The sequence below is a fragment of the Rhizobium aureum genome (assembly GCF_030182495.1).
GTDB classification, from domain to species: domain Bacteria; phylum Pseudomonadota; class Alphaproteobacteria; order Rhizobiales; family Rhizobiaceae; genus Rhizobium; species Rhizobium tropici_C.
On sequence record NZ_JAQJCI010000027.1, the window covers coordinates 34,781 to 47,100 of the forward strand.

11 protein-coding genes are annotated in these 12,320 nt (G+C 59.8%); 7 read left to right on the forward strand and 4 right to left on the reverse strand.

From position 1 onward, the window contains the following. The first annotated feature begins 338 nt into the window (after window positions 1-338). Window positions 339-1,712, forward strand: a complete 1,374-nt coding sequence (gene mgtE / locus PH552_RS31885) for a magnesium transporter (RefSeq protein ID WP_113250736.1) — start codon at window positions 339-341, stop codon at window positions 1,710-1,712. Between the two features lie 49 nt (window positions 1,713-1,761). Here mgtE and PH552_RS31890 read toward each other — a convergent pair whose 3' ends face one another. Continuing rightward, window positions 1,762-2,235 (reverse strand): Lrp/AsnC family transcriptional regulator, encoded by a 474-nt coding sequence (locus PH552_RS31890; RefSeq protein WP_113250737.1) that lies wholly within the window; start codon window positions 2,233-2,235, stop codon window positions 1,762-1,764. A gap of 144 nt (window positions 2,236-2,379) precedes the next feature. On the opposite strand from PH552_RS31890, the gene PH552_RS31895 reads away from it, so the two are divergent. From PH552_RS31895 to PH552_RS31905, 3 genes are all read left to right on the forward strand, one after another. Further along, window positions 2,380-3,282 (forward strand): DMT family transporter, encoded by a 903-nt coding sequence (locus tag PH552_RS31895; protein WP_112342759.1) that lies wholly within the window; start codon window positions 2,380-2,382, stop codon window positions 3,280-3,282. A 102-nt stretch (window positions 3,283-3,384) separates the two neighbouring features. Then, window positions 3,385-3,582 carry a type II toxin-antitoxin system VapB family antitoxin gene (locus PH552_RS31900; protein WP_112342654.1) on the forward strand — a complete coding sequence of 66 codons (198 nt, stop codon included), beginning with the start codon at window positions 3,385-3,387 and terminating at the stop codon, window positions 3,580-3,582. Next, window positions 3,579-3,944 carry a type II toxin-antitoxin system VapC family toxin gene (locus tag PH552_RS31905; RefSeq protein WP_112342653.1) on the forward strand — a complete coding sequence of 122 codons (366 nt, stop codon included), beginning with the start codon at window positions 3,579-3,581 and terminating at the stop codon, window positions 3,942-3,944. The genes PH552_RS31900 and PH552_RS31905 overlap by 4 nt, the downstream gene beginning before the upstream one ends. A 1-nt stretch (window position 3,945) precedes the next feature. Here the strand turns inward: PH552_RS31905 and PH552_RS31910 are convergent, their stop codons facing one another. Both PH552_RS31910 and PH552_RS31915 read right to left on the reverse strand, forming a co-directional pair. Beyond that, window positions 3,946-4,473, reverse strand: a complete 528-nt coding sequence (locus PH552_RS31910; protein ID WP_112342652.1) for a GNAT family N-acetyltransferase — start codon at window positions 4,471-4,473, stop codon at window positions 3,946-3,948. Window positions 4,474-4,479: 6 nt separating this feature from the next. Beyond that, window positions 4,480-6,144, reverse strand: a complete 1,665-nt coding sequence (locus PH552_RS31915) for an electron transfer flavoprotein-ubiquinone oxidoreductase (RefSeq protein ID WP_113250738.1) — start codon at window positions 6,142-6,144, stop codon at window positions 4,480-4,482. Between the two features lie 291 nt (window positions 6,145-6,435). Here PH552_RS31915 and PH552_RS31920 point away from each other — a divergent pair, with 291 nt between their 5' ends. From PH552_RS31920 to PH552_RS31930, 3 genes are all read left to right on the forward strand, one after another. Beyond that, on the forward strand, window positions 6,436-7,224 hold the full coding sequence (locus tag PH552_RS31920) for an SDR family oxidoreductase (RefSeq protein ID WP_113250739.1): 789 nt from the start codon (window positions 6,436-6,438) through the stop codon (window positions 7,222-7,224). A 424-nt stretch (window positions 7,225-7,648) separates the two neighbouring features. Then, complete coding sequence (locus PH552_RS31925) at window positions 7,649-8,881, forward strand: efflux RND transporter periplasmic adaptor subunit (RefSeq protein WP_113250740.1); 1,233 nt, start codon at window positions 7,649-7,651, stop codon at window positions 8,879-8,881. Further along, a complete protein-coding gene (locus PH552_RS31930; protein ID WP_113250741.1) occupies window positions 8,878-11,997 on the forward strand; it encodes an efflux RND transporter permease subunit in 3,120 nt (1,039 codons plus the stop codon). The genes PH552_RS31925 and PH552_RS31930 overlap by 4 nt, the downstream gene beginning before the upstream one ends. Window positions 11,998-12,127: 130 nt before the next feature. On the opposite strand, the gene PH552_RS31935 is transcribed toward PH552_RS31930, so the two are convergent. Beyond that, the coding region (locus tag PH552_RS31935) for a transposase (RefSeq protein ID WP_285166529.1) at window positions 12,128-12,320 on the reverse strand (193 nt) is incomplete at its 5' end.

Here is a 12,320-nt window from a genome sequence, read left to right on the forward strand (position 1 = left end):
CAGATCGGGCCGGGCGCATGTCGTCCGGCCGCTTTGTTTTAACGCCTTTGCACCACGTTTTGTTGCATCGCAAATATTTGCAGCCGCCTAAACAAATTTTTATTGCAGGATTGCGCGTTTAGGCATGTCCCACCTCTTGACTTTTTATGCCTTCGGCGCGACTTCTCCGCTCGTGGGGAACAGCGTTCTCCATACCGATCAACCGGAGTCATCTTTCGATGCCTAGCGACAGTAGTAGTCGATTGCCTTTGCCGTCAGTAGCATTCGTGCACTAACCGACTCCTGTCGGCTCGCCACGATCCGCTACGACGGCGGATCGACCAGAAAGGCGAGCTATAATGAACATCAACAGCTTTCCCACGCGGGCCGGCAATGCCGCTCGTGCATTCATTAATAACAACCGAGCCGTAACCATCGCCGAGCGTGTCGAGTCGCTGAATGCGCTTGGGGCATCAGAGGCTGCGCGCATCCTCGCCAAAATGCCGGAAGAGCGCGCCGTGCGCATTCTCGACCGGCCAGAACTTCGCAACGCGCCTGCCATCCTCGAAGTCATGAGCAATGGGGATGCCGCGCGGCTGCTGCACGGCATGTCCAACGACCGCGTCGCCGACGTGCTGCTGGAAATGGATGTCGAGGCGCGCGCCCGGCTCTTCGCCACCTTCGACGAACATACAAGGCAGGCGATCCAGGGCCTGATGGGCTATCCGCCCCGCACGGCTGGCGGCATCATGACGACGGAATTCGTCAGCGTTTTCGCGAGCTGGACCGTGGCCCAGACGCTCGATCACGTTCGCCAGGTCGAGCGCTCCCGCGAAACGGTCTATGCCATCTATGTTCTCGACGACGAAACGCATGTACTGCTGCATGTCGTGACGCTGCGCCGTCTCATCACCGGTGAACCAGATGCCTGCATCCTGACCGTAGCTCAGAAGGGCACACCGATCACGGCGCCGCCGCTGATGAAGCAGGAGGATGTCGCCCGCCTGATCCGACGCCACGATCTGCTGGCGCTCCCGGTCGTGGACGACAGGGGCATGATGCTCGGCATTGTCACGGTCGATGACGTCATCGACACCATGATCGCCGATACGACCGAGGACGCCCAGAAATTCGGTGGTATGGAAGCACTCGGCCAGCCCTATATGAAGATCAGCTTTGCGGGCATGATCCGCAAGCGCGCCGGCTGGCTCGCAGCCCTCTTCCTCGGCGAAATGCTGACGGCAAGCGCCATGCAGCACTTCGAGGGCGAGCTGGAAAAGGCTGTCGTGCTGACGCTCTTCATCCCGCTGATCATGAGCTCGGGCGGCAACTCCGGTTCGCAGGCGACCTCGCTGATCATCCGGGCGCTGGCGCTCGGCGAGCTCAAGCTTTCGGACTGGTGGCGCGTGGCGTTCCGCGAATTGCCGACGGGTATCGTGCTCGGCGCGATCCTCGGCCTCGTCGGCTTCGCACGCATCGTGCTCTGGCAGACTATCGGTCTGTTCGATTATGGCCCGCACTGGCAGCTGGTCGCCGTTACCGTCTTTGCGGCCCTGATCGGTATCGTCACTTTCGGTTCGCTCGCCGGCTCGATGCTGCCGTTCGTTTTGCAGAAGCTGCGGCTCGACCCCGCGAGCGCATCGGCGCCGTTCGTTGCGACGCTGGTCGATGTCACCGGCCTTGTAATCTACTTCTCGGTCGCTCTGCTGATCCTCAGCGGAACGATGCTCTGAGGATAATCAGATTCTCATCGCAAAGGGGCCGGCAACGGCCCTTTTCACTTCATTCCGGCACTGGCAGTTTCAATGCGCCGTTGGTCTTGATGGTGCGAATCGCGAAGTTCGAGCGCAGATCGACCACACCGGGAAGCACCAGAAGCTTTTCCGACATCACCTTCTCATAGGCGGCAAGATCCTCCACGACGACTTCCGCCAGGAAATCGGCCGTTCCCGAAATCAGATGGCAAGCGACGATTTCCGGAATGGCGAGCAGTGCTGCCTGCTGCGCTTCCGAATTCTCCTTCGAATGATGACCGACCTTTAGTTCCACGAAAACCGTTAGACCGAGGCCGGCTTCCTTGCGGTCGATATCGGCGCGATAGCCGCGCAGGAGCCCTGATTTTTCCAGATTGCGAATGCGCCGCAAGCAGGGCGATGGAGAGAGGTTTACGCGCTCGGCGATCTCGACATTGGTCGCCCGCGCATCCTCCTGCAGGCAGTTGAGGATCGCGATATCGAATTTATCGAATTTTGGCATATTAAGGAAACCCGTATTTTAAAATTGGTAGATTATTGCTGATAGCATCATTTTAGAGCCATAACTAGCAAGGACATGCCTCGGCCTTCGGCGCTATCTTTTCCTCATTCGAAAGATAACCGGATCGTTGGAAAGGATATGTCGATGACCGCTTTGTCTCTCTCCACCCGCAAGGCAACACCCACCATGGTCGGCTATGCCGGCGCCGTCGTCACTGTCTTGATCTGGGCAAACTGGATTCTTGCAACCCGCCACACGGCCGAAACGCAGATGGGCACCATCGATCTCGGCCTGATCCGCTATGGCGTGCCGGCCCTGGTGCTGGCTCCCGTCTGGTGGAAGACGGGCCTGCTGCCGAAGGGCGTACCGCTGAAACTGCTGGCGCTGATGGTCTGCGGCTCCGGCGCCGTCTTCTTCCAGCTGACCACGCTTGCCATTCAATTCACGCCCGCCTCCTCGGCCGGCATTTTGCTCGGGGGTTCCATGCCACTGGCGACCGCCCTGATCGGTGTGCTGTTGTTTCGCGAGCGGCTTGATATCACCCGATGGCTCGGTCTTGGCGGCATCGTCGCGGGTGTCGTGATATTGCTTGCCCGCAGCCTCTACGGCGTGCAGGTCTCCTGGGAAGGCTTTACGCTGCTGCCGCTGTCTGCCGTGCTCTGGGCAAGCTACACTCATGCTTTCCGCCGCTCTGGTCTCAGTGCTCTGCAGTCGAGCGCCATCATCGCCGTCTGGTCGTTCCTGATCCATCTCGGCCTGGCCGCTGTCTTCGGCAGCTCACTCGCCTCGGTGCCGCTGCCGGAAATCGGCCTGCAGATCGTCAGCCAGGGATTGCTCTCCGGTCTTGCCGCCACACTGGCCTACGGCCTTGCCGTCCAGGCTCTCGGTGGCACGCAGGCCGCAGCCTTCACCGCCATCACCCCTGTTCTTGCCACGATCGGCGGCGGCTTTCTGCTCGGCGAGGAAATCGGACTGGCCGGGATTGCAGCAGCGATCGTTACGGGACTTGGGGTGGCACTTTCGACCGGAGTGCTGGCCCGGAAATAAATCCTTCAACTGCAAGACAATGGATCGAAGGCTGCCATGTGCAGTCTTCGGCATTGAAAGCGGCATCATCTGATGCTAATTTTGATGACAACGGAGATATCAATGCGCACCACCGTAGCCATCGACGATAAGTTGCTTGCGGATGCACGCGAGGTTACCGGTCTCGCCGAGACCTCGGCGATCCTGCGTGAAGCATTGAAAGCCCTTGTGGAACGGGAAGCCGCCAAAACGCTGATACGTCTCGGCGGCACCGAACCAAATATCACGGCTCCCCCTCGTCGTCAGCTTGGCGTCGAATGATCCTGGTCGATACGTCGATCTGGATCGATCACTTTCATGCGTTGGAGGCGCGGCTTCAATCCCTGCTGGAGCAAAAACAAGTCGTCGTTCATCCTTTCGTCGTCGGTGAGATCGGTCTTGGCAATCTGCGGCAATATGATCTGGTGATAGGAAGCCTCCGCCGACTGCCTCCGATTGCGAGAGTCTCGGATGAGGACGTTCTTTATTTCATCCGGAGCAACAAACTGCAGGGTACCGGAATCGGCTATATCGATGCTCATCTCGCGGCCGCGACGATACTGGCGCCTGGAACTTATCTCTGGACGCGCGACAAGCGGCTACAACGTGTCGCCGAGAACCTCGGAATTGCCGCGCCGCTATAGTTCAGAAACGCAACGCCATGGCCACGCGTCGGGCCGGATCGGCGCCATGGGCAACCTCATTCTCCAGGATCTGCGTGAGAACGGCTGGCCTTTCTTCGTCATCGAGGATTTGAAATCCTAAGGAGGCATAGAATGGCGCGTTGAAGGCCACCTGCCGGTCCGTCGTCAAAGTGACGCCAGCGGCCCCTTGCGTTTTCGCCGCCGCAATCGCAGCTTCCATCAGCCGCCGCCCAACGCCTCGCTTCTGCCAACGTCTGACGACATCGAGTTCGGCGATATGAACCGAGCCATCCTCAAGAAGACCGGCCACGAAGCCGAACGGTTGATCCATGCCGTCGACGGCGACAAACAACAAGTCTTCCGCCAGAGATTGTTGCAGGACATCGAGAGGCAGCGATGTCGGCTCGCAGGCGACCGCGCCGGCCTCATGCAGAGCCCAGAAGGCATCGATCTCGATGGCAGCGAGCAGATGCAGTTCGCCGGCCCTGGCCGAACGGATCGTCCAGGCGCCTCTTTCCATCTCCGTCATCGCATCTCACATATTCGGATAGACCGGTCCTTCGCCACCCTGCGGCGGCACCCAGTTGATGTTCTGGTTGGGGTCCTTGATGTCGCAGGTCTTGCAGTGGACGCAGTTCTGGGCATTGATGACGAAGGTGTCCTTGCCGTCCTTCTCCACCCATTCGTAGACGCCGGCCGGACAGTAGCGCGTCGACGGACCGGCATAGACATCATGTTCTGACGACACCTGCAGTGCCATATCCTTGACCTGCAGATGCACCGGCTGATCTTCCTCGTGATTGGTGTTCGACAAGAACACCGAGGAGAGACGGTCGAAGGTCAAGACGCCATCCGGCTTGGGATAGTCGATCTTCTGGTGCTGGGCTGCGGGCTCCAGGCTCTGCGCATCCGTCTTGCCGTGCTTCAGCGTGCCGAAGAAGGAGAAGCCGAGGAGCTGGTTCGTCCACATGTCGAGGCCGCCGAGGGCCACGCCGATCGCCGTGCCGAATTTCGACCACAGCGGCTTGACGTTCCGGACGCGCTTCAGATCCTTGCCGATATCCGAAGAGCGCCATTCGTTCTCGATCTCGATCACCTCGTCATTGCCGCGACCGGCCGCGATCGCCGCGGCGATCTTGTCCGCCGCCAGCATGCCTGACAGCACCGCATTGTGGCTGCCCTTGATACGGGGCACGTTGACGAAGCCGGCCGAGCAGCCGATCAGGGCGCCGCCCGGGAAGGTCAGCTTCGGCACCGACTGGTATCCGCCTTCGGTGATGGCGCGGGCGCCATAGGAGATGCGCTTGCCACCCTCGAAGGTGCCCCGGATCGCCGGATGCGTCTTGAAGCGCTGGAATTCCTCGAAGGGATAGAGATAGGGGTTCTTGTAGTTCAGGTGCACCACGAAGCCGACCGCGACGAGATTGTCCTCCAGGTGATAGAGGAACGAGCCGCCGCCCGTCTTCATCCCCAGCGGCCAGCCGAAGGAATGCTGCACCAGGCCCTGTCTGTGGTTTTCCGGCTTGACCTGCCAGAGTTCCTTGATGCCGATGCCGAACTTCGGCACGTCGCTATCGCGCGCAAGATCGAACTTGGCAATCAGCTGCTTGGCGAGCGAGCCACGCACGCCCTCGCCGATCAGTACATATTTGCCTAAGAGCGCCATGCCGCGGGTATAGTTCGGGCCGGGCTCGCCATTCTTCTCGATGCCCATATCGCCGGTGGCGACACCGATGACGGCACCCTCGTCATTATAGAGCACTTCGGTCGCGGCAAAGCCGGGATAGATCTCGACGCCCAAGGCTTCGGCCTTTTCGGCCAGCCAGCGACAGACATTGCCGAGCGAGACGATATAATTGCCGTGATTGTTCATCAGCGGCGGCATCAGGAAATTCGGCAGGCGGACGGAGCCGGCTGGCCCTAAGAACAGGAAGTGATCGTCCGTCACCTCGGTCTTGAAGGGATGCCCCTCCTCCTCGCGCCAGCCCGGCAGCAGCCGGTCGATGCCGATCGGGTCGACCACGGCGCCAGACAGGATATGCGCGCCGACCTCGGCTCCCTTCTCGAGCACCACGACGGACAGATCCGGGTTGACCTGCTTCAGCCGGATCGCCGCCGACAGGCCCGCAGGACCTGCGCCGACAATCACAACGTCGAATTCCATGCTCTCGCGTTCCGGCAGCTCGCTCGCGTCAGTCATTCATCTTCTCCGCTTGGCGGCGTCCGATGATATCGGATCGCAGCCTCATCCCCTTGGGCGTATTCCCCGTTTCGTTTATCTCTTGTCAAAACGGAAAAGGATTGTCGAGCCGGGAAGCGACAGGCAATCCTCCAATTCGTCCAGCGCGCAAAACAAGTTAAATTACCCTTACGTTAACGTCAATGTTCCGAGGGTATTTATCGCAATCTCCGGAGCATGCCTTCCATAATCGCCCGCTGGCGCTCTATAAGAACCGATCGGGAATTGCGGATAGCATGAAGGGTGATCGAGATGGATCTTCGTATCGGCGGAAAGCGCGCGCTGGTGCTTGCCTCATCCAAGGGGCTCGGCCATGGAATCGCCGTGGCACTGGCCCGCGAAGGCGTGAACGTCCTGCTCTGTGGTCGCAACGGCGAAAGGCTTGACGGTAATTGCAAAGCCATCAATGCCGAAGGCAAGGGCCGTGCCGACTGGATCTGGGCCGATCTTAACGACAAGAACTTCGTTGAGGTCGTCACCAAGGCTGTGACCGACAAGCTCGGCGGCATCGACATTCTCGTCAACAATAGCGGCGGCCCGACGCCCGGAACGACAGAGGATATGACCGCCGACAAGCTGGAGATCTATTTCATCTCCATGGTGTCGCGGATCATCACGCTGACCAACGCCCTGCTGCCGGGCATGAAGGCGCAACGCTGGGGGCGCATCGTCACAGTCGCCTCCTCCGGCGTTATCGAACCCATTCCCAATCTTGCACTCTCCAACACGCTGCGCCCGGCACTGGTCGGATGGAGCAAGACGCTGGCAAGCGAGGTGGCGGCGCATGGCATCACGGTGAACATGCTTCTGCCTGGCAGTATCGCCACCGATCGATTGGCCGAGCTTGACACTGCCGCGGCCAAACGTGGGGGCCGGAGCCTGGAAGATGTCAGCGCCGAGCGTCAACAGCGCATTCCCGCCGGCCGCTATGGCCGTGTCGAGGAATTCGCTGCGACGGCCGCCTTCCTCTGCAGCGAACCGGCAAGCTACGTCACGGGAACGCTGGTCCGCTGCGACGGAGGAGCTGCGCGCTCCCTTTGAACTTGTGACGGACGAGCAGTTTGCAGGCCTCATAAAGGGCCTGACAACACAATTCCGTGAGCGGCGCGACGCCTCCTTGCACGCTGAAGCACGTCTTCGGAGTATAAATACTGCCTCAGGCTGTTTTTCCTGCCGAATATTACATAACGGCAATCAAAAAATAGTCATTCGACTGCTTGCTACGCTGCATAAACGAAACCTATTCCAAAGCTTTCCAAGCTTTAATTTTTCGCCCTGTAGAACTGTGGTAAATTGCACGGCATCAGCGTTCATGAATTCGCGTAAAAAGGGACAGAATTACCGAACGTTAGCGGCGACGGCGATGTGATGAATTGCGGCGAAACGCGTCTTTGTTGTGCGACGCAGTAGATACACCTCAACGTCCCCGCGCATCCTGCAACAAGCCCCGACCGGTTCTTTAAATATGAAAAAACTTTGGCTTCCCCTCGGCCTTCTCGTCGTCGCAGCCCTTGCAGCATGGAGCTACCGCGACCGTATTCCTTTCCTTTCCGCCTTTGTCGACCAAGCCTCCGCAGAAACCAAAGATGCCGGCAAGCCGGCGCAGGCCGGCGGCAAGCGTCAGGCCGGCCCAATCGCGGTAAAGACCGTTGCCGCCGTCAAAACTACGCTCCCCATGGACGTTCCCGCGACCGGCTGGGTCGTGCCGATCGATTCAACGACGATCGCCGCGCAGGAAGCCGGGCTGATCACGCAGATCGCCGTAAAAGATGGCGTGACAGTCAAAGCCGGCGACCTGATCGCAAAGCTCGATCCGCGCACGGCACAGGCTGCCGTCAACAAGGACCAGGCGAACATTACGAAAGACCAGGCAAACCTTGCCCAAGCGGAGACCGCGCTGACCCGTGCCAATAGCTTGCTTACGAACAGCGCCGGCACTCAGGCGACGGCCGATGAAGCACGTGCGACCCGCGACGCCGCCATTGCCACGCTCAGCGCGGACCAGGCACAGCTTGCCTCGGATCAGGTCCTGCTCGGAAATACCGACATACGGGCACCCTATGATGGCCGGCTTGGCGATGTTCAATTGAGCCTGGGGGCTTATGTCAGCGCCGGCACGCCAATCGTGACGATCAGCAAATATGATCCGGCATACATCAAGTTCACCATGCAGGAAAACAATCTGCGCGAACTGCAGGAACAGCTGGCCGCGGGCCCTGTCCACGTCACCACCGTTCCCCGCTCTGCGCAGGGCAAGCCTCGCACCGGAACGATCACCTTTTACGACAACACAGTCGACCAGGCTTCCGGAACGATCGCTGTGAAGGCAACCTTCGAAAACGCCAACGGTGCCTTGTGGCCGGGACGCTCCGAGAACGTCATGGTTCACTTCGCCGACAACGAGCAGCTCATCGTCGTGCCGACCGTTGCCGTCAGCCCGGGGCCGGACGGCTATATCGCCTTCGTGGTAAAGGACAACAAGGTCAAGATCACGCCGGTGACAATTGCTCGCGCCAATGGCGGCCGCACAGCCGTCGCCACAGGCCTTTCGGTGGGCGATCATGTCGTTGTCGAAGGCCAGTCGCAACTGAACAACGGCACCGAAGTCAAGGAACAGTTCAGCGACAATCCAAACGAGAAGGTCGCTTCGGCCGATGATGGAAAAACCGAAACCATCGCAGTTGGAGCGCAACAATGATCCCGACCTTCTGTATCCAGCGTCCGGTCGCGACCACGCTTCTCGCGATCGGCGTGGTGCTTGCTGGTCTCGCCGGCTATCAGCTCATCCCCGTCGCAGCAGTGCCGCAGGTGGATTTCCCGACGATCAACGTTTCGGCCCAGCTGACGGGCGCATCACCACAGACGATGGCGACATCGGTCGCCACGCCGCTGATCAAGCAGTTCGAGACGATCCCCGGCATCAGCGAAATTTCTTCGACAAACTCGCTTGGCAATACCAGCATCGTGCTGCAGTTCAATCTCGACCGCGACATCGACGCCGCCGCCGGTGACGTGCAGGCGGCGATTTCGACCGCGCAAAGAAAACTTCCCAACAACCTGACCACCCCGCCAAGCTACCGGAAGACCAACCCGGCCGACGCGCCTGTCATGCTGATCGCCGTACAAAGCGACACTTTGCAACGCAGCAAGCTCGACGATATCGCCGAGAACATCATCTCTCCATCGATCTCGACACTGCCTGGCGTCGCTGAAGTGACGGTGAACGGGGCGCAGACCTACGCGGTGCGCATCGACGTCGATCCGAACAAGCTTCTGGATCGCGGCATCGGTATCGACACAGTCAATACAGCCGTCGTCAACGCCAATAACCAGGTCCCGGTCGGCACGCTGCAAGACTCGGCGCAGAGCATGACGATCAATGCGGATACGCAGCGCGTCAACGCCGACCAGTTTCGCACGCTTGTGATTGCCAATCCCAATGGCAAGCCAATTCACCTCGGCGACGTCGCCGACGTGCAGGACAGCGTGGAAAACCAGAATATCGGTAGCTGGTATGATGGCCAGCGAGCGATCATTCTGGCTATTCAACGCCAGCCCGATGCCAACACCGTCGACGTCGTCGATGCCGTCAACAAGACACTGCCGAAGCTGCAGGCCGAAATGCCGGCTTCCGTCAAAATGACCGTTATGAACGACTCGGCCCAGCCAATCCGCGAGGCCATCTCGGACGTCAAGTTCACCTTGCTGCTGACCATCGGCCTCGTCGTTCTCGTCATCTACCTGTTCACAGGCCACGTGACGGCAACGATTATCCCCGGCCTCGCCGTGCCTCTTTCGCTGATATCAACTTTCGGCATGATGTATGTGCTCGGCTATAGCGTCGACAATATCTCGCTGCTCGGATTGACGATCGCGGTGGGCCTCGTGGTGGACGACGCCATCGTCATGCTGGAGAACATTCTACGGCACATGGAAGAAGGCATGCCTGTGTGGCAGGCGGCCATCCAGGGCGCGGCAGAAGTCAGCTATACGATTATCTCCATGTCGGTCTCGCTCATCGCCGTGTTCATCCCTATCCTGCTGATGGGCGGCGTCGTTGGTCGTATCTTCAATGAATTCGGGATGGTCGTGGCAATCGCCATCGTATCGTCCGCGGTGGTCTCGCTGACCGTCACGCCGATGCTCGGTTCGCGTCTCTCCAACGCCCACAGCCATCCCCCGCTGCCGGTGCGCCTCTTCAACAAGGGCTTCAACTGGACCGAGGTCAACTACGGCAAGGGCGTGGAATGGTGTATTCGCCATCGCTACATCGTGCTTGGAAGCTTCCTTGCTTCGGTCGCACTCTCGGCCTATCTCTTCCTGACCCTGCCAGCCAGCTTCTTCCCGCAGGAAGACATCGGACGGCTGCAGATTTCAACGCGCGCCCGCCAGGATATTTCCTTTCCGGCGATGCGTGACCTGCAGAACCAGGCCGCTGCGGCGATCAAGGCGAACCCTGCCGTCGAGCACGTGATGTCGGTTGTCGGCGCCAGCGCGCGTCAGACACTCAACAACGGTACGATCTATGCCCAGTTGAAGGACAAGAAGGATCGCGAACCGCTTGACCAGACGCTGCGCGAACTGCGCGCCGCCGTTGCCAAAATCCCAGGCATTCAGATCTTCATCAATCCTCAGCAAAGCCTTCGCTTCGGCGGACGCCAGACCGCCAGCCAATATCAGCTCGTCATCCAGGCCCTCAACGCTGATCTGACCAACGAGTGGGCCAACAAGATGCTGCAGGAGATGCGAAAGGATCCACGCTTTACCGACGTGACCACCGACGCGCAGTACAACGCATTGCAGGCCAACATCGTCGTCGATATGGAGAAGGCCGCCGCCTACGGCATCAACAACAACCTGCTGCGCACCACGCTTGAGGAGGCCTTCAGCGACTACGCCGCCGCCCAGATTCAGTCGACCGGCGACAGCTATGACGTGATCATCGAATATGATGCGAACCAGCCTTGGGACGACCAGAAACTGTCGCGCATCCATGTGACGTCTTCGAAGGGCGAGCAGGTTCCATTGTCCGCCTTCGCGCACATCGTGCGCAACACCGGTCCAGTGACCATCAACCAGACCGGTCAGCTCGTCTCGACCACGGTATCCTTCAACCTGCCGGCTGGCGAAGCGCTTGGCGACGCCACCGCACAGATCGAGCAGATCAAGAAGGATATCAACATGCCGGCGGACGTTTTCACGTCCTACGGCGGTACGGCTCAGATCTTCCAGCAGTCGCAGGGCAGCACGCCCTATCTGATCCTGGCTGCAGTGCTGACGATCTATGTGGTTCTCGGCGTTCTCTACGAGAGCTTCATCCACCCGCTGACCATTCTCTCCGGTTTGCCGGCCGCCGCTCTCGGCGCCCTGCTCGCCCTGAAGCTCTTCGGCTTCGATCTGTCGATCATCGCGCTCATCGGCTTGCTGATGCTGATCGGTATCGTCAAGAAAAACGCGATCATGATGATCGACGTGGCGCTGGAAACGCTGCGCTCGAGTACTGGCATGTCGCCGGCGGAAGCGATCCACGAGGCCTGCGTACGCCGTTTCCGGCCGATCATGATGACCACTTTCTGCGCCCTGCTCGGCGCCCTACCGATCGCGGTCGGCAGCGGCGCAAGCTCGGAGCTGCGCCAGCCGCTCGGTATCGCTGTGGTAGGCGGCCTGGTGGTTTCGCAGCTTCTGACCTTGTTCATCACACCCGTCATCTTCCTGGAGATGAACCGCCTGAGCGACTTCCTCGGTCGTTTCGGCCGGCGCAAGCACGACGACCCGCACCAGAACGAACCGCCGACGGCGATTGCCGCGGAATGACAAAACGGGCGCCGAAAGGCGCCCACAGACTGCTGACAAACCCCGTCAAATTTTGGCGGGGTTTTGTATTTCTGGTGTGTTTGTTTCCTGGGTTGCGGCATTGAAGGGAGATCGGTCCTGCTCCTGTGATTCATGCGAGGCTCGGTTTGGGTGTCTTTGTGAGCGCCATCGCGATCTTCTTGATGTTCTGGGCTGCGGCGGCCATCAGGCACTGGCATCGGACTTTGATGAGACTTCGGAAGCGGGCGTAGCGATGGCCGTGCAGCTGCTTGGCATCGGCAAAGGAACGCTCGACCGTCTCCTTGCGTCTTTTGTAGATCGCC